Below are 23,013 nucleotides of genomic sequence, written 5' to 3' on the forward strand. Positions count from 1 at the left end.
GCCGGCCGTGACGTTTCAGCGGCCGCGGGCGGCCGCCGCCGCCCCTACAGGGCGCCCGGGCGCACCAGCCCGCTCTCGTACGCGTACACGGCCGCCTGGACCCGGTCGCGCAGCTGCAGCTTGGTCAGCACATGGCCCACGTGCGTCTTCACCGTGGTCTCGCTGACGAACAGCTCGGCCGCGACCTCCGCGTTCGACAGCCCGCGCGCCACCAGCTTCAGCACCTCCAGCTCGCGCTCGGTCAGCGCGCTCAGCGCCTGCGGCGGCGCCTCGTCGCCCGAGGGCAGCTTGGTGGCGTACATGTCCAGCAGCCGGCGGGTGATGCTCGGCGCCAGCATCGCCGCGCCGTCCGCGACCACCCGGATCGCCTGCACCAGCTCCTCGGCCGGGACGTCCTTCAGCAGGAAGCCGCTGGCGCCCGCGCGCAGCGCCTCCACCACGTACTCGTCCAGGTCGAAGGTGGTCAGCACCAGCACCTTGGCCGGGCCGTCCCGCCCCGGGCCGGCGATCCGGCGGGTCGCCTCGACGCCGTCCATCCTGGGCATCCGGATGTCCATCAGCACCACGTCGGGCTGCAGCGCCCGCACCTGGTCCAGCGCCTGCTGGCCGTCGCCGGCCTCGCCGACCACCACGAGATCGGACTCGGCCTCCAGGATCATCCGGAAACCGGTGCGCAGCAGCGGCTGGTCGTCGACCAGCAGCACTCGGATCGTCACCTAGGACTCCTTGCTCATCGGATCCCCCGTGGGATCGCTTTCATCCGACGTACGCGCCAGCGGCAGCGGGTACGGCGGCGGGGTGCCGCCGAACTCCGGGCAGCTGGCCTGGTGGTCGCACCAGTCGCAGAGGCGGTTGCGGGTGGCCGGGAAGTCCCCGGTGGCCACCGCGTGGCCGATCCGTTCCCACAGCGCCTGGAGCTTGCGCTCCACCGCGAGCAGGTCGGCCTCGTCCGGGTCGTAGCTGACCACGTCCCCGCCGCCGCCGAGGTAGACCAGCTGGAGGCGCTTGGGGATCACGCCCTTCCAGCGCCACACCACCAGGGCGTAGAACTTCATCTGGAACATCGCCTTGCCCTCGAAGTCCCGCGAGGGCGCCCGGCCGGTCTTGTAGTCCACCAGCCGGACCTCACCGGTCGGGGCGACGTCCACCCGGTCGATGTAGCCGCGCAGCAGCAGCCCCGAACCCAGGGCCGTCTCCACGTAGAGCTCCCGCTCCACCGGGTGCAGCCGGGTCGGGTCCTCCAGCCGGAACCACTGGCCGACCAGCTTCTCGGCGTCCGCCAGCCAGCGGGTGAGCGCCGCGCCGTCCGGGTCCTCCGGGAACAGCGTCCCCAGCTCCGGGCGCTCGCCCAGCAGCCGCTCCCACTGCGGGCGCAGCAGGCCCAGCGCCCGCTCCGGCGTCCGCTCGGCCGCCGGGCTGTCGAACAGCCTCTCCAGCACCGCGTGCACCAGCGTGCCCCGGGTCGCCGCCGAACTCGGAGGCTCCGGCAGCCGGTCGATCACCCGCAGCCGGTACAGCAGGGGACAGGTGAGGAAGTCCCCCGCTCGGGACGGGGAGAGCCCGGTCGGGGGTGCCGCCGGACGCACGGCGGCACTGCTGGTCTCGGTGTGCTGCATGGCTACGACCCTATTGCCCTTTCCTGTCATCCCGCTGCCACGGTGCTGCCACAGACGCGCGGGAGTGGGTATGACGCCGGCGGGAGGGCCGCGCGGCGCTGGAGGGCGGCGATCACGTAGCGTGGGCGTACCGGGCACGACGGGGGAGACGACCGAAGGGATCACGGTGAGCGACAGCAGGGGGCAGCGGCCCTCCGACCGGCCACCGCGGGCGGGCGACGGGCGCCCGGCCGGGGCGCCGCCCGAGCGCCGCGGCGGCATCCTGATGGGCCGGCCCTTCGGCGTGCCCGTCTACGTCACCCCGTCCTGGTTCGCCATCGCCGCACTGATCACCTGGGTGTTCGGCGGACAGCTGGGCGACGTCCTGCCCGACCTCGGCGGCGCCCGCTACCTGGTCGCGTTCTTCTTCGCGGTCGCCTTCTACGCTTCCGTCCTGGTGCACGAGCTCGCCCACACCCTGGTCGCGCTGCGCTACAAGCTCGGGGTGCGGCGGATCCAGCTGCAGTTCTTCGGCGGGGTCTCCGAGATCGAGAACGAGGCGGAGAGCCCCTGGCGGGAGTTCTGGCTGGCCTTCGTCGGCCCGCTGCTCTCGCTGCTGCTCGGCGGCCTGTTCTACCTCGGGGTGCGGGCGGTGGAGCTCTCCACCGTGCCCGGGGTGCTGCTCACCGGCCTGATGATCTCCAACCTGGTGGTCGCCGCCTTCAACCTGCTGCCCGGCCTGCCGCTGGACGGTGGCCGGATGCTGCGCGCGGTCGTGTGGGCGATCAGCGGCAAGCCGATGACCGGCACGGTGGCCGCCGCCTGGGTCGGCCGCGGGCTGGCCGTCGCGGTGCTGATCGGACTGCCGCTGCTGAGCGCCGCCCGCGGGGTCGAGCGCACCACCACCGACACCCTGGTGGACGCCCTGCTGGCCGCGGTGCTCGCCGCGATCATCTGGAACGGTGCCACCGGCAGCCTGCGCAACGCCCGGCTCAAGGAAGTGCTGCCCGGCCTGCGGCTGCGCGAGCTGGCCCGGCGGGCCGTCGAGGTCACCGCCGACACCCCGCTGGGCGAGGCGCTGCGCCGCGCCCGCGAGGCCCGGGCCGGCGCGGTGATCGTGGTGGACGGCCGGGGCGAGCCGATCGCCCTCGTGCGCGAGGCCGCCGTCCGGTCGGTGCCCGAGCACCGCCGCCCCTGGGTCGCCGTCGGACCGCTCGCCCGCGACCTCGAACCCGGGATGCGGCTGAGCGCCGACCTCGGCGGCGAGGACCTGCTGCGGGCCGTCCAGGCCACCCCGGCGGGGGAGTACCTGGTGGTCGAGGCGGACGGCCGGGTGTACGGCGTCGCCTCGCTCAGCGACATCGAGCAGCGGCTGACCGCCGCCGTCTCCGGCCGCTGACCGACGGCCGCTGATCATGGTGGTAGGGCGGGAGGCTCCGCTTCCCTTAGGATTGTCGGCATGTCCGAACCGACCGGTGCCGCCCGCAGACGCGGGCCCTTCCAGGTCGGGGACCAGGTCCAGCTGACCGATCCCAAGGGTCGCCACTACACGTTCACGCTCCAGGCCGGGAACCAGTTCCACACCCACAAGGGTGCGTTCCCGCATGACGAGCTGATCGGCGCTCCCGAGGGCACGGTCGTGCGCACCACGGGGAACGTCCCGTACCTCGCGCTGCGTCCCCTGCTCCCCGACTACGTCCTGTCCATGCCGCGCGGCGCCGCCGTGATCTACCCCAAGGACGCCGGCCAGATCCTGGCCATGGCCGACATCTTCGCGGGTGCCCGCGTGATCGAGGCCGGCGTCGGATCCGGCGCGCTCAGCATGTACCTGCTGCGCGCCGTCGGCGAGCACGGCATGCTGGCCTCCTACGAGCGCCGGCAGGACTTCGCCGACATCGCCCAGGGGAACGTCGAGCGCTACTTCGGCGGCCCGCACCCGGCGTGGAAGCTCACCGTCGGCGACCTCCAGGACAACCTGGTCGAGACCGACGTCGACCGCGTCATCCTCGACATGCTGGCCCCCTGGGAGTGCCTGGACGTCGCCTCCGAGGCGCTCGTCCCCGGCGGCCTCATCTGCTGCTACGTGGCCACCACCACGCAGATGTCCAGGACCGTCGAGGCGCTGCGCGACCACGGCACCTTCACCGAGCCGCAGGCCTGGGAGACCATGGTCCGCACCTGGCACCTGGAGGGTCTGGCGGTCCGCCCGGACCACCGGATGATCGGCCACACCGGCTTCCTGCTCACCGCCCGCCGCCTGGCGGACGGTGTGGAGCCGCCGCTGCGCCGCCGCCGTCCGGCCAAGGGCGCGTACGGCGAGGACTACGACAACGGGGCGCCCGAGCCCACCCTCCAGGAGCGCGCCGCCGCCCGCAAGGCCGCCCGCGACACGGAGACGGAGCAGCCCGACCTGGGCTGAGCCCCGAAACCCACCGCGAAAGGGGTGGTACGAGCACACCGCTCGTACCACCCCTTTCGCATCCCGTCGATCACGGTGTGGGACGATGCTCGCGCACGCAGACCAGCTCCTGGAGCTCTGGAGGGGACGCCTGGTGGAGACCGCGGTCGGGACGACGACGACGGCGACGGCTGGACAGCGGACGCCGCGGAGCCGCTCCGGGCCCGGGCACGCGCGCACCGCCCCCTGGCACTGGGCCGTCGCCCTGGCCGGCTGCGGCGCGGTGGTGGGGGCCGCGCTGGCCGCCTCCCCGGCGACCGGCACCCCGGTGCCCGCGCACCCCGTGCCCACGTCCCTCGCGGTGAGCGCCGGCCCCGACCCGGCCCAGGTCCAACTCCCGTTGGACTGCGGCCCGTTCCCGGTCAAGACGGCGCTCAGCGTGTCCGCGCGGCTCGGCGACGGGCGCCCCGCCACGGTGGTCACCGCGCACTGCGCCACCGAGACCGGCACCCCGCCGGACGCCGTCCTGCTGCTCGGCTTCGGCCCGGGCGGGCGCCCGGAGGTGGTGGCCACGCTGCTGCCCGAGCGCGAGAACCTCACCGTGAGCCGGATCGCGGTGCGTTCGGACGGCGCCATCACCGGCCACGCGCAGGGGTATTCGAGCGAGGACGTGCCGCGGTTCCGGCCCGACATCTCGGTCGACCTCACCTGGACGCACAGGGGCGGCGGCTGGGAACGCTCCCAGACCGCCGCCCCGGTCTCCGCCGTGTGACGGACCGACCACCGCGCGGACCCGCTGATCCGCGGGCCGGCCACTCCGCGGGCCGGCTACTCCGCGTCCGGCCCGTACACCTCGACCCGGTCGGCGACCCGGCGCACGTGGATGCAGTCGCCGGGGCACTCCTTCGCCGAGTCCACCACGTCCTGAAGGATCGTCAGCGACACCGGGGCGGTCTCCCCGGGCTGCTGGCGCAGCTCGTCGTCCGGCCCCTTCACATAGGCCAGCCCGTCGATGTCGAGCTCGAAGACCTCGGGCGCGTACTGCACGCAGATGCCGTCGCCGGTGCACAGATCCTGGTCGATCCACACCTCCAGCTCTTCGGCCGCTGCTGCCGTCTGCTCGGTCACCGACATGGTCCCCTGCCGTTTCTGTCCCGGGTCGCCCCTATTCCTGGAGCAATCCCGCCATTCGTACAACGATCGGACCTCGACTTGTGGTCGCGATCGGATATCACTTCGCTCGACGATACATCTGGCCCGCTTTGGGTGGTGCGCGGTGGGTATCCCCCTTAGCAGAGGGGAAGCACGCTGGGGCGAAGATCGGACACGCCCGTTCCATCTTTCTTGATCTAGGGGTTTACGGACCCCTGGTCCCAGGTAGGGTCTGGAAGCGTCCAGCTCCCCGGAGGAGGTGAGGACCGTGGCAGCCCACGATGACGACTACAACCGCAGCACCGGCAGGCCCGCTCGTGGTTCCGACGAGGCCGCTCAGGTCTCGTACCTTGAGCAGGAAATCGCCGTGTTGCGCCGCAAGCTCGCCGACTCGCCGCGCAATTCGAGGATCCTCGAAGAGCGGATCGTCGAGCTCCAGACCAACCTGGCGGGCGTGACCGCCCAGAACGAACGGCTCGCCTCCACCCTGCGAGAGGCCCGCGACCAGATCGTGGCCCTCAAGGAGGAAGTGGACCGGCTGGCACAGCCCCCGGCCGGCTTCGGCACCTTCCTCGACGCGAACGAGGACGGCACCGCGGACATCTTCACCGGCGGGCGCAAGCTCCGCGTGAACGTCAGCCCGAGCGTCGCCCTCGACGAGGTGCGGCGCGGCCAGGAAGTGATGCTCAACGAGGCCCTCAACATCGTGGACGCGATGGCCTTCGAGAGCATCGGCGAGATCGTCACCCTCAAGGAGCTCCTGGAGGACGGCGAGCGCGCCCTGGTGCTGGGGCACACCGACGAGGAGCGGGTGGTGCGCCTCGCCGAACCGCTGCGTGGGCTGACCATCCGGTCCGGGGACGCCCTGCTGCTGGAGCCCCGCTCCGGCTACGTCTTCGAGGTCGTCCCGAAGTCCGAGGTCGAGGAACTGGTCCTCGAGGAGGTCCCGGACATCGACTACCGCCAGATCGGCGGTCTGAGCAACCAGATCGAGCAGATCCGCGACGCGGTCGAGCTGCCCTACCTGCACGCCGACCTCTTCAAGGAGTACGAGCTGCGCCCGCCCAAGGGCGTGCTGCTCTACGGCCCGCCCGGCTGCGGCAAGACGCTGATCGCCAAGGCGGTCGCCAACTCGCTGGCCAAGAAGGTCGCCGAGGTCACCGGCCGCCCCCAGGGGAAGAGCTACTTCCTCAACATCAAGGGCCCCGAGCTGCTCAACAAGTACGTGGGCGAGACCGAGCGGCAGATCCGCCTGGTCTTCCAGCGGGCCCGGGAGAAGGCGGGCGAGGGCACGCCCGTCATCGTCTTCTTCGACGAGATGGAGTCGCTGTTCCGCACCCGCGGCTCCGGCGTCAGCTCGGACGTGGAGAACACCATCGTCCCGCAGCTGCTCGCCGAGATCGACGGCGTGGAGGGCCTGGAGAACGTCATCGTCATCGGCGCCTCCAACCGCGAGGACATGATCGACCCGGCGATCCTGCGGCCCGGCCGCCTGGACGTCAAGATCAAGATCGAGCGCCCGGACGCCGAGGCCGCGAAGGACATCTTCTCCAAGTACCTCAAGGACTCGCTGCCGTTCCACCCGGACGACCTCAAGGAGCACGACAGCTCCGTGGGGGCCACGGTGGCCGCGATGATCCAGTCGGTGGTGGAGCGGATGTACTCCGAGACCGAGGAGAACCGCTTCCTGGAGGTCACCTACGCCAACGGTGACAAAGAGGTCCTGTACTTCAAGGACTTCAACTCCGGCGCGATGATCCAGAACATCGTCGACCGCGCGAAGAAGATGGCCATCAAGGACTTCCTCGACCACGGTCAGCGCGGTCTGCGCGTCTCCCACCTGCTCGCCGCCTGCGTGGACGAGTTCAAGGAGAACGAGGACCTCCCGAACACCACCAACCCGGACGACTGGGCCCGCATCTCCGGCAAGAAGGGCGAGCGGATCGTCTTCATCCGCACGCTGGTCACCGGCAAGCAGGGCGCCGAGTCCGGCCGCTCGATCGACACTGTCGCCAACACGGGGCAGTACCTGTAAGCACGCGGTTGTCCGGGCCGGCAGCGGTCCCCGGAGCTGTACGCACACCGTCCGGCTGTGGCGCCTCGCGGCCCCGCAGCCGGACGGCGCGTCTCCGGGCCCGCCGCTCGGCGCCGGGTTCTAGGCTCGACCCACCGTCCGCGGGCAGAGGCCCGGCGTCGGTGTTGTTCGGCGGTACGTCAGAGTGCTCCGCCCGTCGGGGGCGGTGCACCGGGCAAGGAGGGCCGCATGACCGTACGGCGCGTGATGGGCATCGAGACCGAGTACGGGATCTCCGTGCCCGGGCACCCCAACGCCAACGCCATGCTCACCTCGTCCCAGATCGTCAACGCGTACGCGGCGGCGATGCACCGGGCACGGCGGGCCCGCTGGGACTTCGAGGAGGAGAATCCGCTGCGCGACGCACGGGGGTTCGACCTGGCCCGCGAGGTCGCGGACGCCAGCCAGCTGACAGACGAGGACATCGGCCTCGCCAACGTCATCCTCACCAACGGGGCCCGGTTCTACGTGGACCACGCGCACCCCGAGTACAGCTCGCCCGAGGTGACCAACCCGCGTGACGCCGTGCTCTGGGACAAGGCCGGCGAGCGGATCATGGCGGCCGCGGCACAACGCGCGCTGGAACTGCCCAACGGGCAGACCATCCGCCTCTACAAGAACAACACCGACAACAAGGGCGCCTCCTACGGCACCCACGAGAACTACCTGATGAAGCGGGCGACACCGTTCGCCGACATCGTCCGCCACCTCACCCCGTTCTTCGTCTCCCGCCAGGTGGTCACCGGCGCCGGCCGCGTCGGCATCGGCCAGGACGGCTCCGCGCACGGCTTCCAGATCAGCCAGCGGGCGGATTACTTCGAGGTCGAGGTGGGCCTGGAGACGACGCTCAAGCGCCCGATCATCAACACCCGGGACGAGCCGCACGCCGACGCCGAGAAGTACCGCCGACTGCACGTGATCATCGGGGACGCCAACCTCTCCGAGATCTCCACCTACCTCAAGCTGGGCACCACCTCGCTGGTCCTGTCGATGATCGAGGACTCCTTCATCGCCGCCGACCTCGCGGTGGACCAGCCGGTGCGCACCCTGCACCGGGTCTCCCACGACCCGACGCTCAAGCACCTGATCACCCTGCGCAACGGGCGCCGGCTCACCGCCGTCCAGCTCCAGCTGGAGTACTTCGAGCTGGCCCGCAAGTACGTGGAGGACCGCTTCGGCACCGACGCGGACGAGCAGACGGTGGACGTGCTGGCGCGCTGGGAGGACGTCCTGGGCCGGCTGGAGCGCGACCCGATGTCGCTGTCCCGGCAGCTGGACTGGATCGCCAAGCGGGAGATCCTGGAGGGCTACCGCAGCCGGGACGCCCTGGAGTGGGACAACCCGCGGCTGCACCTGGTCGACCTCCAGTACAGCGACGTACGGCCCGAGAAGGGCCTCTACAACCGTCTGGTGGCCCGCGGGCGGTTCGAGCGGCTGGTCACCGAGGACGAGGTCGAGCGGGCCGTCTCCAAGCCGCCGGAGGACACCAGGGCGTACTTCCGCGGTCGCTGTCTGGAGCAGTACGCGGACCACGTCGCGGCGGCCTCCTGGGACTCGGTGATCTTCGACCTGCCGGGCCGGGACTCGTTGCAGCGCGTCCCCACCCTGGAACCGCTGCGCGGCACCCGCAACCACGTCAAGGAGCTGCTGGACCGCTGCCGCACGGCCGAGGACCTGCTCCGGGTGCTGGCCGGCGGGTAACTTTTCGATCACCATGGGTGAACGTCCGCCGAATGGGAATCATCCGGGGTGGCAGCGGGTGTTGGACAGGAAGCGCCACCGGCAAACCGGGAGCGGCAGTCGCACCTTGTGTATAGGGTCGGTGCAGCAAGCAACGACCGAACCGTGCCAGACGAATCGAGCGGGGTGAGGGAAATGGCGAGCAAGGACACCGGCGGCGGCCAGCAGCGGGCAAACCGTTCCTCCGAGGAGGTCGAGGAGCAGGCCGCGGAAAGCCAGAATTCCGACGACCTCAAGGAGCGCCAGGAAAAGCTGAGCGACGACGTCGACGCGGTGCTGGACGAAATCGACGAGGTCCTCGAGTCGAATGCCGAGGATTTCGTGCGCGGATTCGTCCAGAAGGGCGGGCAATAGCCCGCACCCGGGCATTCCGAATTCACGGTCGCGACCGTCCGGGGCGGCCGGGCGGCGAGCACCGCCCGGCCGTCCGGCACCGGCCCCTCCACCCGTGGACAGTGATCGTCGGGCGGGTAGGGTGCGGGCAGCGCGCGCTTCAAGCTACCTGGAAGGAATCGTGTGGAAGCCAACACTCGTGGCACCGGGCGTCTACCGGCTGCCTTCCTGACCCCGGGGTCGTCCTCGTTCATCGACTTCCTCGCCGAGCACAAGCCGGAGCTGGTCCCCGGTCGCCGCGGGCTCCCCGAGGGCGCCGTGGTCGAGGCCCCGCACGGGACCACGATCGTGGCCGCGACCTTCGACGGCGGCGTGGTGATCGCGGGTGACCGCCGGGCCACGATGGGCAACGTGATCGCCCAGCGCGACATGGAGAAGGTGTTCCCGGCCGACGAGTTCAGCGCGGTCGGCGTGGCCGGCACCGCGGGCCTCGCGATCGAGATGGTCCGGCTGTTCCAACTGGAGCTGGAGCACTACGAGAAGATCGAGGGCACCACGCTCTCCCTGGAGGGCAAGGCCAACCGGCTCACCACCATGATCCGGGGCAACCTGGGCATGGCGATGCAGGGCCTCGCGGTGGTGCCGCTGTTCGCCGGGTACGACCTGGACCTCGGCCGCGGCCGGATCTTCAACTACGACGTCACCGGCGGGCGGTCCGAGGAGCGCGGCTTCACCGCCACCGGCTCCGGCTCGGTCTTCGCGCGCGGCTCGATGAAGAAGCTCTACAGCGAGGGGCTGACGGCCGACCAGGCCGTCACCATGGTCGTCCAGGCGCTGTACGACGCGGCCGACGACGACTCCGCCACCGGCGGCCCGGACCTCGCCCGCAAGATCTTCCCGATCGTCTCGCTGATCACCGAGGACGGCTTCCGCCGACTCACCGAGGCGGAGGTCACGGAGGTCGCCGTCGCCATCACCGACGAGCGCCTGGCCCGGCCCAACGGCCCGCAGGCCCCGCTGATCTAGCCACCACCTCACAGGAAAGGGACGACCGCCGGTGTCGACACCGTTCTACGTCTCACCCCAGCAGGCCATGGCGGACCGCGCGGAGTACGCCCGCAAGGGCATCGCGCGCGGCCGCAGCGTGGTCGTGCTCACCTACGCCGACGGCATCGTCTTCGTCGCGGAGAACACCTCCAGGGCGCTCCACAAGGTCTCCGAGATCTACGACAAGATCGCCTTCGCGGCGGTCGGCCGCTACAACGAGTTCGAGAACCTGCGCATCGGCGGCGTCCGCTACGCCGATCTGCGCGGCTACTCCTACGACCGGGCCGACGTCACGGCCCGGGGCCTGGCCAACGTGTACGCCCAGACCCTGGGCACCATCTTCTCCTCGGTCGGCGAGAAGCCGTACGAGGTCGAGCTGATCGTGGCCGAGGTCGGCCGCAGCTCCGACAACGACCAGATCTACCGGCTCACGCCGGACGGCTCGGTCGTGGACGAGAAGAACTACGTGGTGGTCGGCGGCAACGCCGACTCGATCGGCAACTACCTGGGCCAGCGCCACCGGGCCGGCCTGAGCCTCACCGAGGCGGTGAAGGTCGCGGTGGACTCGCTCGCCCGCGACCCCAACGGCGGCAGCCCGCGCAGCCTCACGACGGAACAGCTGGAGGTCGCGGTCCTCGACCGCCAGCGGTTCCAGCAGCGCAAGTTCAAGCGGATCCTGGGCAACCAGCTGGGCCGGCTGCTCGACGGGGACCAGTCCGCCGAGGCGGACGACGACGACAACCCGGCGGACGGCACGCCGGTGTAGCAGTACCTGTGGAGTTCCGTACGGCGGCCCCGCCGCCGTCGTGCGGGACTCCGGTGCCCCTGCGGCGGCCCAGCCGTCGTGGAGGCGGTTTCGGACAGCTCCGACAGAGAATGGAGTGCTCATGGACCGCCGGATTTTCGGGCTGGAGAACGAGTACGGCGTGACCTGCACGTTCCGCGGGCAGCGGCGGCTGTCGCCGGACGAGGTCGCGCGGTACCTGTTCCGCCGGGTCGTCTCCTGGGGCCGAAGCAGCAACGTCTTCCTGCGCAACGGCGCCCGCCTCTACCTCGACGTCGGCTCCCACCCCGAGTACGCCACCCCCGAGTGCGACGACGTCGTCGAGCTGGTGACGCACGACAAGGCCGGCGAGCGGATCCTCGAAGGCCTCCTGGTGGACGCCGAGCGGCGGCTGCACGAGGAGGGCATCGCGGGGGACGTCTACCTCTTCAAGAACAACACCGACTCGGCCGGGAACTCCTACGGCTGCCACGAGAACTACTGCGTGGCCCGGCACGGCGAGTTCTCCCGGCTCGCCGACGTGCTGATCCCGTTTCTGGTCACCCGGCAGCTGATCTGCGGCGCGGGCAAGGTGCTCCAGACCCCGCGCGGCGCGGTGTACTGCGTCAGCCAGCGGGCCGAGCACATCTGGGAGGGCGTCAGCTCCGCCACCACCCGTTCGCGCCCGATCATCAACACCCGGGACGAGCCGCACGCGGACGCCGAGCGCTACCGCCGGCTGCACGTGATCGTCGGCGACTCCAACATGTCCGAGACCACGACGCTGCTCAAGGTCGGCTCCACCGACCTGGTGCTGCGGCTGATCGAGGCCGGCGTGGTGATGCGCGACCTCACCCTGGAGAACCCGATCCGGGCGATCCGCGAGGTCAGCCACGACCTCACCGGCACCCACCAGGTGCGGCTCGCCAACGGCCGGGAGGCCAGCGCGCTGGACATCCAGGAGGAGTACTACACGAAGGCCCTGGAGTTCGCGGACCGCAAGGGCATCAACACCGGCACCGTCGGCCGGGTGCTGGACCTGTGGGGCCGCACCCTGGAGGCCGTCCGCACCGAGCGGCTGGACGGGGTGGCCCAGGAGATCGACTGGATCATGAAGTACAAGCTCATCGAGCGCTACCGCGAGAAGCACGGGATGAGCATGTCCAACCCGCGGGTGGCCCAGATCGACCTCGCGTACCACGACATCCACCGCCGCCGCGGCCTGTTCTACCTGCTCCAGGGCAAGGGCCAGGCGCAGCGGGTGACCACCGACCTCAAGACCTTCGAGGCCAAGTCGATCCCGCCGCAGACCACCCGGGCCCGGCTGCGCGGGGACTTCATCCGCCGGGCGCAGGAGCAGCGCCGGGACTTCACGGTGGACTGGGTGCACCTGAAGCTGAACGACCAGGCGCAGCGCACGGTGCTGTGCAAGGACCCGTTCCGCTCGGTGGACGAGCGGGTGGAGAAGCTGATCGCGGGGATGTAGCGGAGGCGGTGTGATCGAGGCGTTGTGATCAAGGCGGTGACCGGCCCCGGTGGTGTCTACCGGGGCCGGACGCGTGCCGGGCATACGCTGTCCGTCGAGTCAGGAGAGCCGACTTCGACCGACAGTTAGGACCACCGTGCGCCGCACCGCCGGTTTGCTTCTCACCCTGCCGTTGCTGCTCGCGGTCGCCTGCAGCAGTTCCCCCAAGGCGGCCGGCCCGGCGACGCCGTCCACGGCGAGCGCCGCCCCGACGGTCCCCGCGCCGGTCGCCGAGGCGTCGCCGATGCCCACTCTTTCGGGTGGCGGATACGGCAGCAAGGCCACCATCACCATTCCCGAGGGCCAGCAGCCCAGCGGCCAGTTCGTGGTGAACACGGTCATCGAGGGTGAGCGGGCGACCGTCAACAAGGGCGACTGGGTGACGGTCAACTACACCGCCAAGGACTGGACCACCGGCAAGGACCTGCCGAGCTCGTACGACGCCAACGGCAAGCCGCAGCTCTACCAGGCCGGCAGCGGGCAGCTGGTGCCGGCGCTGGACCAGAGCGTGATCGGCAAGAAGGTGGGCTCCCGGCTGCTGGTGGTGGCCCCGCCGGAGGCGGCCTTCGGCGAGCAGGGCTCCAGCCAGCTGGGCGTCAGCAAGGGCGACACCGTGGTGTTCGTGCTGGACATCATGGAGAGCCTGCCGCCGGACTCCACGCTCACCGGGACGATGACCGAGCCGCCCGCGACGCTGCCGCAGGTCAAGGACAACGGCAAGGCGCCGGTGACGATCACGATCCCGGAAGGGCAGGCCGCGCCCACCGACCTCCAGCAGGCGGTGCTGATCAAGGGCGAGGGCAAGCAGGTCAAGAGCGGGCAGACCCTGGTGGTGCAGTACACCGGGGTGCTGTGGGCCAACGGCCAGCAGTTCGACTCCTCCTGGACGCACGGCGGCGCGCAGGCGGTGCAGATCGGCACCGGCAGCGTGATCGAGGGCTGGGACAAGGGCCTGGTCGGGCAGAACGTCGGCAGCCGGGTCCTGCTGGTGGTCCCGCCGGCGCTCGGCTACCAGGACAAGGCGCAGGGCTCGGTGCCGGCGAACTCGACGCTGGTCTTCGTGATCGACATTCTCGAAGCGGTCTAGGAACTCACCCCGGGGATTCCGTACGCTTGGGCGGACGCTCGTACAGCGAAGCGTCCGCCCTCATCCTGAGCTGTCATACTGCCCACGCACTGTGGCAGGCGCCGCCCGGTGCCGAGGTCCGGGCGGGGCGGTGCGGCAGCAGGCCGGCGTGCCCACGCCGGACGCAGACCTGGAAGACCTCGTGGCGAGATGGATGGGGAGTCATGACTGAGAAGACGCCGAGCCCGGGCGGGGCCGGTACCGCGGCGAACGACAGCTCTGCGGGTGACCCGGCCGCCTCCCGTCCCGGCGGCCCGGTCGGCGGGGACCGCGAGTCGATCGTCGTCCCCCCGGCGATCCTGGCGCAGCAGGCCGGCTGGGCACAGCCCGGCGACGCGCCGCGCCCCGCGGGCGGGACCAGGACGGACGACGACGCCCCGCAGATCTTCGCCTCCAACGTGCGCAAGAGCGACAGCTCGGAGGCCGGGTACGACGAGAACCCGCCCGGTGTCGGCAAGCTGGGCGTGATCCTCGGTACGGTGCTGGCCGTGCTGCTGGTCGGCAGCGGCATCACGCTCTACGTGGTGAACAAGGACGGCTCCAAGGACAGCGCCGCGGCCAAGCCGGACGCGACCAAGAGCGCGCCGCCCACGCCGACCGCCGAACCGGTGCCGCCGATCAAGGACAGCGCCAAGGTGCTGCCGACGGTCGCCGGGGACTTCGGCAAGAAGGCCGAGATCCAGGTGCCGGGCGAGGCCTCCGACGGCTCCTTCGTCGTCAAGGTGCTCACCGAGGGCACCGGCGCCAAGGTGGAGAAGAACTCCTGGGCCTCGGTGGACTACACCGCCAAGGACTGGACCACCGGCAAGGACATCCCGAGCTCGTACGACGCCGACGGGAAGCCGCAGATCTTCCAGGCCGGCACCGACGCGCTGATCCCGGCCCTGGACCAGGCCGTGGTCGGCAAGAAGGCCGGCAGCCGGCTGCTGGTGGTGGCCCCGCCGGCCGCCGCGTTCGGCGCCCAGGGCAAGGCCGACATGTCGATCGGCGCCAAGGACGACCTGATCTTCGTGATCGACATCCGCAACGCCAACGCGCCCGACGCCGTGGTGAGCGGAACCGTCACCCCGCCGCCGGCGGACTTCCCGCAGGTCAAGGACAACGGCAAGAAGCCGGCCGAGATCACCCCGGTGGCCGGCGCGAAGGACCCGACCGAGCTGAAGTCGCACGTCCTGATCAAGGGCACCGGGCCGAAGGTGGAGAAGGGCGAGAAGGTCGTCGTCCAGTACACCGGCGCGCTGTTCTCCAGCGGCAAGGTGTTCGACTCCTCGCTCAGCAAGGGCCAGGCGTTCACCTTCCCGGTCGGCGGCGGCCAGGTCATCCAGGGCTGGGACCAGGGCCTGGAGGGCCAGACCGTCGGCAGCCGGGTCGAGCTGGTGATCCCCGCCTCGCTGGGCTACGGCGACAAGGGCCAGGGCGACATCCCGCCCGGCGCGACGCTGGTCTTCGTGGTGGACATCCTCGACGCGGGTCAGGGCTGATCCACTTTCGGGTGACAATGGTGTACGTGTGACCTCCGGGTCCGGCCGCGTGGCCGGGCCCGGACGGGCGGCGGGCGCCCGTACCGTGGTCCGGGAAGAACGGACCGGGTGCGGGCGCCCGCCGCTTGGTCGTGACAGCAGAGCGAATGTGAGAAGAGGGACTGTGAGCGTCAACCTCAACGAGAAGCCCGAGATCGACTTCCCGATCGGCGACGCCCCGACGGAGCTGCAGATCCGCGACATCGTCGTCGGTGACGGCGAGGAGGCCAAGCGGGGTCAGAACGTCAGCGTCCGCTACGTCGGTGTGACCTTCGAGACCGGCGAGGAGTTCGACGCGAGCTGGAACCGGAGCCCCAACGAGTTCCGCTTCCCGCTGGGCGGCGGCCGCGTCATCAAGGGCTGGGACCAGGGCGTCGTCGGCATGAAGGTCGGCGGCCGCCGCGAGCTGACCATCCCGGCGCGCCTGGCGTACGGCAACCAGTCGCCGACGCCGCTCATCCCGGCCGGCTCGACCCTGATCTTCGTGGTCGACCTGCTGGCCGTCTGAGCCTGCCGTGCCCGTGGGCCGGACCCCTCCGGGGGCCCGGCCCACGGGCATGTCCGGGGGTGTTCGGGGACGCCGCTTTTGCGGTGCGTACCGCTACCGGTACGGTCGGTCCCGCCGGGTGGTGATCGCCCGGTTGGCGCACCCCGCGCTCGGCGCGGCACACCGGAAGGGTCAGCGATGGCGATCGCGAAGGCAGAGCGGCTGATGAATCTCGCCCTGTGCCTGATGAACACCCGACGTCCGCTCTCCAAGAAGGAGCTGCGGGAGTCCATCGAGGCGTACCGCGAGGCCTGGCAGAACGGCAGCGAGGACGCCTTCAACCGGATGTTCGAGCGGGACAAGGACGACCTGCGCGAGCTCGGTCTGGTGATCGACGTCGACGAGAGCACCCTGGACGGCGAGCTCGGCTACCTGGCCCGCGCCGACCGCAACCGGCTGCCCGAGATCGCCCTCGACGCCGAGGAGGCGGCCGCGCTGACCCTGGCCGCCCGGGTGTGGCAGCAGGCCAAGATGTCCGGTGCGGCCAGCGGCGCCCTGCAGAAGCTGCGCGCGGCCGGGGTGCCGTTCGCCGAGGCCGAGGGCCGCACCGCCCTGGAGCCGCGCATTCCCGCCCGGGAGGCCGCGTTCGAGCCGCTGCTCACCGCCGCCCGGGACCGCCGTCCGGTCGCCTTCGAGTACCGCAAGGCCGGCGCCGCCGCCGCCGAGCAGCGCAGCGTCGAGCCGTGGGCGCTGGAGTGCTGGCGCGGGCACTGGTACCTGGCCGGGTACGACCGCGACCGCGGCGACGCCCGGGTGTTCCGGCTCAGCCGGATCACCGGCAAGGTGAAGGCGAGGTCCGGGGCGTTCCTCGGCACCGTGCCCGAGCACGTGGACGTCCGGGCCACCGTGGCGAAGTTCGCGGGGGAGGGGGCCACCGCCACCGCGACCGTCCGGGTCCGCCGGGGCGCCGGCTTCCCGCTGCGCACCAAGGCGCTGGGCAGCACCCGGGTGGACGAGGCCTGGGACGAGCTGGAGATCCCTTACGGCAACGGGCTGGGCGCGGACCTGGCGGAGTTCGGTCCGGACGTGCTGGTGCTCGGGCCGGAGGAGCTGCGGGCGGATGTGGTCGACCGGCTGCGGGCGGTCGCGGGTATCGAGGGAGAGCGTCCGTGAGTAATGCCATCGACCAGACGCGACGGATGCTGTCGCTGGTCACCTACCTGCGCGAGCGGCCCGGGGCGGAGGTCGCCGAGGTGGCCCGGGCGTTCGGGATCAGTGAGCGCGAGCTGATCGCGGACCTCAACGTGCTGCCGATGTGCGGCACCAGCTTCCGCGGCGGCGACCTGCTCGACATCGACACCGACGGCGAGCGGATCTGGTGGCACAACGTCGACGACGTGGCCCAGCCGCTGCGGCTGGCCGCCGACGAGGCGACCGCGCTGCTGGTGGCCGCCCGCGCGGTGGCCGGGCTGCCGGGCCTGCGGGCCGGGGACCGGGAGGCGCTCACCCGGGCCGTCGCCAAGATCGAGAACGCGGCCGGGGAGAGTGCCGAGGGCAGCGCCCGGGTCGGCGTGACCTTCGAGGCGGAGAGCCACGTGTTCGCCGACATCGACCGCGCGCTCAGCGAGGGCCGCCGGCTCTGGCTGCGCTACTACTCGCACGGGCGCGGCGGGATGACCGAGCGCGAGGTGGACCCGATCCGGCTGCTCACCGAGGGCCACACCTACCTCGAGGCCTGGTGCCGCACCTCCGAGGACCACCGGATGTTCCGGCTCGACCGGGTCGCCGAGATCCGTGTCCTGGACGTCCCGGCCGACCCGCCCCGGCGCGAGCCGCGCGACCTGAGCGGCGGGCTGGTCAACCCGGCGGCGGACGACCCCGAGGTGGTCGTCGAGGTCTCCTCCGGGGGGCGCTGGGTGGCCGAGTACTACACCCACGACCGGGCCGAGGAACTGCCCGACGGCGGGCTGCGGATCACCCTGCGCAGCGCCGATCCCTCCCAGCTGCGCCCGCTGGCGCTGCGGCTGGGCCGGGACGGCCGGATCGTCTCGCCGCCCGAACTGGCCGAGCAGGCGCGCTCGGCCGCGCGGGAGGCGCTGGCCGCCTACGGGGAGGGGCGGGCCTGAGTGGTGGAACCCGGGACCAGATTCAAGGTGTACTGCTCCGAGTGCCGGGAGAAGGTGGAGCTCCCGGCCGAGGACTTCCGCCTGACCCTCGGTCGCACCCCGGCCCAGGCGCACTACAGTTTCAGCTGCCCGCGGTGCGGTGCGGCGGTGCGCAAGCCGGCGGGGGAGAAGATCGTCGAGGCGCTCACCGGGGCCGGGGTGCGCACCATGCGGCTCGTCCCGGCGGAGGGGTGACCCCCGTATAGGGTGGGCGCATGTCCTGGATGCTCGTCGCCGCCGTCCTGCTCGCCACCGCGGGCCTGCTGGTCCTCGGGGTCCTCGCGATCCGGCTCTGGCTGGACGTGCGGGCGCTGGCCGAGGGCGTGGACCGGGCCTCGCGGGCGCTGGCCGCGGCGGCCGAGGACCTGGCGGACGCGATGCCGGCGGCGAACGCCCCGGCGGCGGAGCGGGTCCCGGCCGCTTAGCACGGCGCGGCTCCGGGTGGTACGGGGGCTGCTGTGCGCGGGTGGGGGCGGGTTACGCTCTCAGTTGGCTCCTGAACCGCGTACCGGGGGCCGCTGTCCTGTTCGGGCGGCCGTCGTCGTGGCGTCATCCGCAGCGGTTACCATCCGCAGCGGACGGCCCGTCGGGCCGCCATGACTGAAGGTGGTCGCGCATGCGCATCTCGCCGACCGCGATCGTGGTGATCGTGGTTCTCGCCATCCTGCTGTTCGGAGCCAAGCGGCTGCCCGATCTGGCGCGCTCGCTGGGCAAGTCGATGCGGATCCTGAAGAGCGAGGCCCAGGCGATGCGTTCGGACGGCCGGTCCGAGCAGCCGGCCCCGCCCGCCCAGGCAGCGGCTTCGGTCGACGGTGCCGCGGGCCGGACCATCCAGTCCGCTCCGGGCGCTTCGGCCACGGCCCGTCCGGTGAACGAGCCCGCCGCCGGGGCCTCCGCGCCCGACGGCGACCGCCCGCACTGAGCGCGGCGCACGTGAGGCAGCTGACGCGCGCCGCGCGCACGACGTGCGGGAGGCGCGCGACCACGGAGGCCCGTCGACCGGCGGGCCCCGACGCACGAGTTGAGGACCGGGGTTGAGCAAGCTCTCCAAGGCGCCGAAGGCGTCAAAGGATCCTGAGGGGCGGATGGCCCTCGCCGACCACCTGCGGGAACTGCGCAACCGCGTGGTCAAGTCGGTCCTGGCGATCGTGCTGTTCGCGATCGTCGCGGCGATCTACCACAAGCAGATCGAGCACTTCCTGCTCCAGCCGCTGCCGCAGTGCAACACCAAGGTCGACGCGGACCAGTACCACGGGCGCTGCGCCCAGGTGTCCAACATCGGCCTCACCGCCGGTTTCAACTGGATGCTGAAGGTCGCGCTGACCGCGGGCGTGGTGGCGGCCGTCCCGGTCTGGCTGTACCAGGTGTGGGCCTTCGTGGCGCCCGGCCTGCACAGGAACGAGAAGAAGTACGCGATCATCTTCATGGCGTGCGGCGCCCCGCTGTTCCTGGCGGGCGTGGCGGCCGCGATCATGGTCATGCCGACCATGGTCGAGATGCTGATCTCGTTCACTCCGAGCGACACCACGCCGATCCTGCCGCCCGAGGACTACTTCGACATCGCCACCCGGATGGTGCTGGTCTTCGGCCTCGCCTTCGAGTTCCCGCTGCTGCTGGTGATGCTCAACCTGGTCGGCATCGTGACCGGCAAGCGGCTGCTCAGCTGGTGGCGCGGGATGGTCATGGCGATCACCGTGTTCGCCGCGTTCGCCACTCCGGGCGCCGACCCGTTCAGCATGCTGCTGCTGTCGATGCCGATCTGGGCGCTGTACTTCATCGCGGTGGGGATCGCGCTCTTCAACGACAAGCGCAAGGCGCGCCGCAACCCGGACGCCGGGCTGGACGACGAGGAGGCCTCGCACGTGGACCTCTCGGTGCAGCCGGTGACCGGTGCGGAGTCCGTCCAGGCCTCGGCGACCCCGGCGGCCGGTGCGTCGGTGCCGGCGTCCCGTCGCGAGGAGATGGACGACATCACCTGAGCCGGTAGGGCTTGAGGGAGCCCCGGTCCGCCGTTCTGCCGAGCGGTGGGCCGGGGCTTCCCGCCGTTCCGGCCTTTCCGCTGGTGGGGGTGGTCCCGGGTTTCGGTGGGGCGGTCTTGGCAGGTCGCATGGCATGTGACATATTACTGCCGTGCTGAAGACCGAGAGACCTCCCCTGGACGTCGTCGTGGTCGGCGCCGGTGTGGTCGGCGCCGCCTGCGCCTACTACGCCGCCCGCGCCGGGCTCGCCGTCGCCGTCGTGGACCGCGGCCCGGTGGCCGGTGGCACCACCGGCGCGGGCGAGGGCAACCTGCTGGTCTCCGACAAGGAGCCCGGCCCCGAACTCGACCTCGCCCTGCTCAGCACCCGGCTCTGGCGCGAACTCGCCGAGCGGATCGGCCCCGCGATCGAGTACGAGCCCAAGGGCGGCGTGGTGGTCGCCTCCACCGCCGCCGGGCAGGACGCGCTGCGGGCCTTCGCCGCCGGGCAGCGGGCCGTCGGGGTCGAGGCCGAGGAGGTGCCCGGCGAGCGGCTGCGCGAGCTGGAGCCGCACCTGGCCGAGGGCCTGGCCGGCGGCTTCCACTACCCGCAGGACGCCCAGGTCCAGCCCGCCCTGGCCGCCGCCCACCTGCTGCGCGAGGCCCGCCGGATGGGCGCCGAGCTGATCACCGGGGAGAGCGTCACCGCCGTCGACCGCGGCCCGGACGGCGCCGTGCGCGGCGTGCGGACCGACCGGCGGAGCCTGGCCGCCGCCGCCGTGGTGAACGCGGCCGGCACCTGGGGCGGCGAGATCGCCGCGCTGGCCGGAGTGCACCTGCCGGTGCTGCCCCGGCGCGGCTTCGTGCTGGTCACCGAGCCGCTGCCGCGGGTCGTGCGGCACAAGGTCTACGCCGCCGACTACGTGGCCAACGTGGCCAGCGGATCGGCCGGGCTGGAGACCTCCGCCGTGATCGAGGGCACCCCGGGCGGGCCGGTGCTGATCGGTGCCAGCCGGGAGCGGGTCGGCTTCGACCGCACGCTCTCCCAGGAGGTGCTGAGCCGGCTCGCCGCCCAGGCCGCCGCGCTGTTCCCGGTGCTCGCCGACGTCACCGTGATGCGCACCTACCGGGGCTTCCGTCCGTACCTGCCGGACCACCTGCCGGCCATCGGCGCGGACCCCCGGGTGCCCGGGCTCTACCACGCCTGCGGGCACGAGGGGGCCGGCATCGGGCTGGCCCCGGCGACCGGGCTGCTGATCAGCGAGCAGCTCACCGGCAAGCGGCCGGAGCTGGACCTCGCACCCTTCCGGGCGGACCGCTTCCCCCCGACGTAACAGCCCGGCCGGGTGAGCGCCGGCCCGCCATCGCCACACATGAGATTCCGTCCAGGATTGGAGAAGCCGCCGATGCGCCGCCGCACCCCCGCCGGGCTGGTCGAGGCCGAGCCCGGGCCCGCCCACCACATCGAGTTCGACGGGCGGCCCGTCCCCGCGCTGCCCGGGCAGTCGATCGCCGCTGCGCTCTGGGCCGACGGCGTGCTCGCCTGGCGCACCACCCGGGTCGGCGGCAAACCGCGCGGGGCGTTCTGCGGGATCGGCGCCTGCTTCGACTGCCTGGCCACCGTGGACGGCCGCCCCAACCAGCGCACCTGCCTGCTCCCCGCGGAGCCCGGCACCACCGTCACCACCCAGGAGGGCCACGGCCGTGCCGACCTCGCCGTCTGACGCCGACGACAGCCAGCCGTACGACCTCGTGGTGGTCGGCGCCGGCCCGGCCGGGCTGGCCGCCGCCGTCACCGCCGCCGACCTCGGGCTGCGCTGCGCCCTGCTGGACGGCGGGCGGAGCACCGGCGGGCAGTACTACCGCCACCCGGCGCCCGGCCTGGGCGCGGCCCGGCCGGACCGGCTGCACCACCACTGGTCCGCCTACACCGGAACGGCCGAACGGCTCGACGCGCACGAGCGCGCCGGGCGGGCCGCTTTCCTGGCCGAGCACCAGGCCTGGGCGCTGGAGCGCACCGGGGACGGCTTCGCGGTGCACGTCACCCGCGGGCCGGAGAGCACCGACCGGGCCACCGTCCGGTCCCGGTCGGTGCTGCTCGCCACCGGCGCGTACGAGCGGCAGCTGCCGTTCCCCGGCTGGACCCTGCCCGGGGTGGTCACCGCGGGCGGCGCCCAGGCCATGCTCAAGGCCGGGCTGGTGCTGCCCGGGAAGCGGATCGTGGTGGCCGGCAGCGGCCCGCTGCTGCTCGCGGCCGCCTCCTCGCTGGTCACCGCCGGGGCCGAGGTGCCCGCCGTGGTCGAGGCGACCGCCTACCTCGGGTACGCGCGGCGCCCCGGCGTGCTGGCGGGCGTGCCCGGCAAGCTGGTCGAGGGCGCCGGGCACGGCGGGGCGCTGCTGCGCCACGGCGTGCGGCTGCGCCCGCGCAGCGCGGTGGTCGAGGCGCACGGGACGGACCGGGTCACCGGCGTCACGGTGGCCCGGCTGGACGCCGACTGGCGGCCGGTGCCCGGCACCGGGCGGCGGATCGACTGCGACGCGCTCGCCGTCGGCCACGGCCTGCTGCCGCAGATCGACCTGGCCACCGAGCTGGGTGCGCGGACCGTGACCGGGCCGGACGGCGCGGTCGCGCTGGAGGTCGACGCCCGGCTGCGTACCAGCGTGCCCGGCCTCTGGTCCGCGGGGGAGACCAATGGCGTCGGCGGCGCGGACCTCGCGCTCGCCGAGGGCGAGCTGGCCGCGTACGCGGTGGCCGGGGAGCGGCCCGCGGCCGCGCTGCTGCGCCGCCGCTCGCGGCTGCGGGCCTTCGCCGACCTGATGGCCGCCGCCCACCGGCCGGGTCCCGGCTGGACCGGCTGGCTGCGTCCGGACACCGACGTCTGCCGGTGCGAGGAGGTGCCGGTCGAGGCGATCCGGGAGGCCGTCGAGGAACTGGGCGCGGGCGATCCGCGCACCGTCAAGCTGCTCACCCGGGCCGGGATGGGCTGGTGCCAGGGCCGGATGTGCGGTCCGGCCGTGGCCTGCCTGGCCGGTTCGGGTGAGCCCGGGCCCGACCGCCGCCCGCTGGGCTGCCCGGTGCCGCTCTCCCAGCTGGCGGCGGGGCCCACCCCGGAGTCGTAACGGGCCCGCTG

General features: G+C 72.2%; 24 protein-coding genes and 1 pseudogene. 22 read left to right on the forward strand and 3 right to left on the reverse strand.

What is annotated here, in order from left to right; all coding sequences use genetic code 11:
* Positions 1 to 44 precede the first annotated feature (44 nt).
* Together ACWGJO_RS28820 and ACWGJO_RS28825 are read right to left on the reverse strand one after the other, a co-directional pair.
* A complete protein-coding gene (locus tag ACWGJO_RS28820) occupies positions 45 to 716 on the reverse strand; it encodes a response regulator (RefSeq protein ID WP_452188133.1) in 672 nt (223 codons plus the stop codon).
* Positions 717 to 1,616 carry a RecB family exonuclease gene (locus tag ACWGJO_RS28825; RefSeq protein ID WP_387692994.1) on the reverse strand — a complete coding sequence of 300 codons (900 nt, stop codon included), beginning with the start codon at positions 1,614 to 1,616 and terminating at the stop codon, positions 717 to 719.
* 166 nt (positions 1,617 to 1,782) lie between these two features.
* Between ACWGJO_RS28825 and ACWGJO_RS28830 the strand changes: the two genes are divergently transcribed.
* The 3 genes from ACWGJO_RS28830 to ACWGJO_RS28840 all read left to right on the forward strand — a co-directional run bounded on the left by ACWGJO_RS28830 (position 1,783) and on the right by ACWGJO_RS28840 (position 4,765).
* The gene (locus ACWGJO_RS28830; RefSeq protein ID WP_452188135.1) at positions 1,783 to 2,994 is read left to right on the forward strand and encodes a site-2 protease family protein; all 1,212 of its coding nucleotides are present in this window, start codon (positions 1,783 to 1,785) and stop codon (positions 2,992 to 2,994) included.
* A 60-nt stretch (positions 2,995 to 3,054) separates the two neighbouring features.
* Entirely contained in the window at positions 3,055 to 4,014 is a 960-nt protein-coding gene (locus ACWGJO_RS28835) for a tRNA (adenine-N1)-methyltransferase (protein ID WP_359901190.1), read from the forward strand.
* A gap of 85 nt (positions 4,015 to 4,099) precedes the next feature.
* Positions 4,100 to 4,765 carry a hypothetical protein gene (locus ACWGJO_RS28840; RefSeq protein WP_452188138.1) on the forward strand — a complete coding sequence of 222 codons (666 nt, stop codon included), beginning with the start codon at positions 4,100 to 4,102 and terminating at the stop codon, positions 4,763 to 4,765.
* Positions 4,766 to 4,821: 56 nt separating this feature from the next.
* On the opposite strand, the gene ACWGJO_RS28845 is transcribed toward ACWGJO_RS28840, so the two are convergent.
* Positions 4,822 to 5,127 carry a ferredoxin gene (locus tag ACWGJO_RS28845; protein ID WP_359901185.1) on the reverse strand — a complete coding sequence of 102 codons (306 nt, stop codon included), beginning with the start codon at positions 5,125 to 5,127 and terminating at the stop codon, positions 4,822 to 4,824.
* A gap of 286 nt (positions 5,128 to 5,413) precedes the next feature.
* Between ACWGJO_RS28845 and arc the strand changes: the two genes are divergently transcribed.
* The 19 genes and pseudogenes from arc (at position 5,414) to ACWGJO_RS28940 (ending at position 23,002) form a co-directional block, all read left to right on the forward strand.
* On the forward strand, positions 5,414 to 7,180 hold the full coding sequence (arc, locus tag ACWGJO_RS28850; protein WP_452188140.1) for a proteasome ATPase: 1,767 nt from the start codon (positions 5,414 to 5,416) through the stop codon (positions 7,178 to 7,180).
* Positions 7,181 to 7,408: 228 nt separating this feature from the next.
* The gene (gene dop, locus ACWGJO_RS28855; RefSeq protein WP_452188142.1) at positions 7,409 to 8,920 is read left to right on the forward strand and encodes a depupylase/deamidase Dop; all 1,512 of its coding nucleotides are present in this window, start codon (positions 7,409 to 7,411) and stop codon (positions 8,918 to 8,920) included.
* A 174-nt stretch (positions 8,921 to 9,094) separates the two neighbouring features.
* Positions 9,095 to 9,313 (forward strand): ubiquitin-like protein Pup, encoded by a 219-nt coding sequence (locus ACWGJO_RS28860; RefSeq protein ID WP_188299085.1) that lies wholly within the window; start codon positions 9,095 to 9,097, stop codon positions 9,311 to 9,313.
* 133 nt (positions 9,314 to 9,446) lie between these two features.
* Positions 9,447 to 9,524: pseudogene (locus tag ACWGJO_RS28865) on the forward strand (endonuclease VII domain-containing protein); the annotation flags it as partial.
* The gene (gene prcB, locus ACWGJO_RS28870) at positions 9,521 to 10,318 is read left to right on the forward strand and encodes a proteasome subunit beta (RefSeq protein ID WP_380352913.1); all 798 of its coding nucleotides are present in this window, start codon (positions 9,521 to 9,523) and stop codon (positions 10,316 to 10,318) included. The pseudogene ACWGJO_RS28865 and the gene prcB, both read left to right, overlap by 4 nt.
* 31 nt (positions 10,319 to 10,349) lie before the next feature.
* On the forward strand, positions 10,350 to 11,105 hold the full coding sequence (gene prcA, locus ACWGJO_RS28875) for a proteasome subunit alpha (RefSeq protein WP_452188144.1): 756 nt from the start codon (positions 10,350 to 10,352) through the stop codon (positions 11,103 to 11,105).
* Between the two features lie 121 nt (positions 11,106 to 11,226).
* Positions 11,227 to 12,588, forward strand: coding sequence for a Pup--protein ligase (gene pafA, locus ACWGJO_RS28880; RefSeq protein WP_387693002.1), 1,362 nt, complete (start codon positions 11,227 to 11,229; stop codon positions 12,586 to 12,588).
* Between the two features lie 136 nt (positions 12,589 to 12,724).
* Positions 12,725 to 13,714: an FKBP-type peptidyl-prolyl cis-trans isomerase gene (locus ACWGJO_RS28885; RefSeq protein ID WP_387693004.1), complete on the forward strand. Its 990-nt coding sequence runs from the start codon at positions 12,725 to 12,727 to the stop codon at positions 13,712 to 13,714.
* Positions 13,715 to 13,917: 203 nt separating this feature from the next.
* Positions 13,918 to 15,234, forward strand: coding sequence for an FKBP-type peptidyl-prolyl cis-trans isomerase (locus ACWGJO_RS28890; RefSeq protein ID WP_452188146.1), 1,317 nt, complete (start codon positions 13,918 to 13,920; stop codon positions 15,232 to 15,234).
* Positions 15,235 to 15,397: 163 nt separating this feature from the next.
* The gene (locus ACWGJO_RS28895; RefSeq protein WP_359901163.1) at positions 15,398 to 15,781 is read left to right on the forward strand and encodes an FKBP-type peptidyl-prolyl cis-trans isomerase; all 384 of its coding nucleotides are present in this window, start codon (positions 15,398 to 15,400) and stop codon (positions 15,779 to 15,781) included.
* Positions 15,782 to 15,958: 177 nt separating this feature from the next.
* Entirely contained in the window at positions 15,959 to 16,933 is a 975-nt protein-coding gene (locus ACWGJO_RS28900) for a helix-turn-helix transcriptional regulator (protein WP_387693008.1), read from the forward strand.
* A 26-nt stretch (positions 16,934 to 16,959) separates the two neighbouring features.
* Complete coding sequence (locus tag ACWGJO_RS28905; RefSeq protein ID WP_359901265.1) at positions 16,960 to 17,886, forward strand: helix-turn-helix transcriptional regulator; 927 nt, start codon at positions 16,960 to 16,962, stop codon at positions 17,884 to 17,886.
* 3 nt (positions 17,887 to 17,889) lie between these two features.
* Positions 17,890 to 18,120, forward strand: a complete 231-nt coding sequence (locus ACWGJO_RS28910) for a hypothetical protein (RefSeq protein WP_452188181.1) — start codon at positions 17,890 to 17,892, stop codon at positions 18,118 to 18,120.
* A gap of 20 nt (positions 18,121 to 18,140) precedes the next feature.
* Entirely contained in the window at positions 18,141 to 18,350 is a 210-nt protein-coding gene (locus ACWGJO_RS28915) for a hypothetical protein (protein ID WP_359901157.1), read from the forward strand.
* A gap of 191 nt (positions 18,351 to 18,541) precedes the next feature.
* Positions 18,542 to 18,847 carry a Sec-independent protein translocase subunit TatA gene (tatA, locus tag ACWGJO_RS28920; RefSeq protein WP_387693010.1) on the forward strand — a complete coding sequence of 102 codons (306 nt, stop codon included), beginning with the start codon at positions 18,542 to 18,544 and terminating at the stop codon, positions 18,845 to 18,847.
* Between the two features lie 163 nt (positions 18,848 to 19,010).
* Positions 19,011 to 19,904 (forward strand): twin-arginine translocase subunit TatC, encoded by an 894-nt coding sequence (gene tatC / locus ACWGJO_RS28925; RefSeq protein WP_452188150.1) that lies wholly within the window; start codon positions 19,011 to 19,013, stop codon positions 19,902 to 19,904.
* A 151-nt stretch (positions 19,905 to 20,055) separates the two neighbouring features.
* Entirely contained in the window at positions 20,056 to 21,216 is a 1,161-nt protein-coding gene (locus tag ACWGJO_RS28930; protein WP_452188152.1) for an NAD(P)/FAD-dependent oxidoreductase, read from the forward strand.
* Between the two features lie 72 nt (positions 21,217 to 21,288).
* Entirely contained in the window at positions 21,289 to 21,606 is a 318-nt protein-coding gene (locus ACWGJO_RS28935; protein ID WP_049652011.1) for a (2Fe-2S)-binding protein, read from the forward strand.
* Positions 21,587 to 23,002, forward strand: a complete 1,416-nt coding sequence (locus ACWGJO_RS28940) for an FAD/NAD(P)-dependent oxidoreductase (protein WP_452188154.1) — start codon at positions 21,587 to 21,589, stop codon at positions 23,000 to 23,002. Before ACWGJO_RS28935 ends, ACWGJO_RS28940 begins: the two co-directional genes overlap by 20 nt.
* The last annotated feature ends 11 nt before the right edge of the window (positions 23,003 to 23,013 follow it).

The organism is Kitasatospora sp. NPDC054795, from assembly GCF_053611565.1.

Excerpts from the sequence above, each read along its gene's own strand:
- pafA (WP_387693002.1), top strand. The coding sequence starts at position 11,227 with ATGGACCGCCGGATTTTCGGGCTGGAGAACGAGTACGGCGTGACCTGC.
- ACWGJO_RS28935 (WP_049652011.1), top strand. The coding sequence starts at position 21,289 with ATGCGCCGCCGCACCCCCGCCGGGCTGGTCGAGGCCGAGCCCGGGCCC.
- dop (WP_452188142.1), top strand. The coding sequence starts at position 7,409 with ATGACCGTACGGCGCGTGATGGGCATCGAGACCGAGTACGGGATCTCC.
- ACWGJO_RS28840 (WP_452188138.1), top strand. The coding sequence starts at position 4,100 with ATGCTCGCGCACGCAGACCAGCTCCTGGAGCTCTGGAGGGGACGCCTG.
- ACWGJO_RS28835 (WP_359901190.1), top strand. The coding sequence starts at position 3,055 with ATGTCCGAACCGACCGGTGCCGCCCGCAGACGCGGGCCCTTCCAGGTC.
- ACWGJO_RS28825 (WP_387692994.1), bottom strand. The coding sequence starts at position 1,616 with ATGCAGCACACCGAGACCAGCAGTGCCGCCGTGCGTCCGGCGGCACCC.
- ACWGJO_RS28915 (WP_359901157.1), top strand. The coding sequence starts at position 18,141 with ATGTCCTGGATGCTCGTCGCCGCCGTCCTGCTCGCCACCGCGGGCCTG.
- tatC (WP_452188150.1), top strand. The coding sequence starts at position 19,011 with ATGGCCCTCGCCGACCACCTGCGGGAACTGCGCAACCGCGTGGTCAAG.
- ACWGJO_RS28860 (WP_188299085.1), top strand. The coding sequence starts at position 9,095 with ATGGCGAGCAAGGACACCGGCGGCGGCCAGCAGCGGGCAAACCGTTCC.
- ACWGJO_RS28890 (WP_452188146.1), top strand. The coding sequence starts at position 13,918 with ATGACTGAGAAGACGCCGAGCCCGGGCGGGGCCGGTACCGCGGCGAAC.
- tatA (WP_387693010.1), top strand. The coding sequence starts at position 18,542 with ATGCGCATCTCGCCGACCGCGATCGTGGTGATCGTGGTTCTCGCCATC.
- ACWGJO_RS28900 (WP_387693008.1), top strand. The coding sequence starts at position 15,959 with ATGGCGATCGCGAAGGCAGAGCGGCTGATGAATCTCGCCCTGTGCCTG.
- ACWGJO_RS28845 (WP_359901185.1), bottom strand. The coding sequence starts at position 5,127 with ATGTCGGTGACCGAGCAGACGGCAGCAGCGGCCGAAGAGCTGGAGGTG.
- ACWGJO_RS28905 (WP_359901265.1), top strand. The coding sequence starts at position 16,960 with ATGCTGTCGCTGGTCACCTACCTGCGCGAGCGGCCCGGGGCGGAGGTC.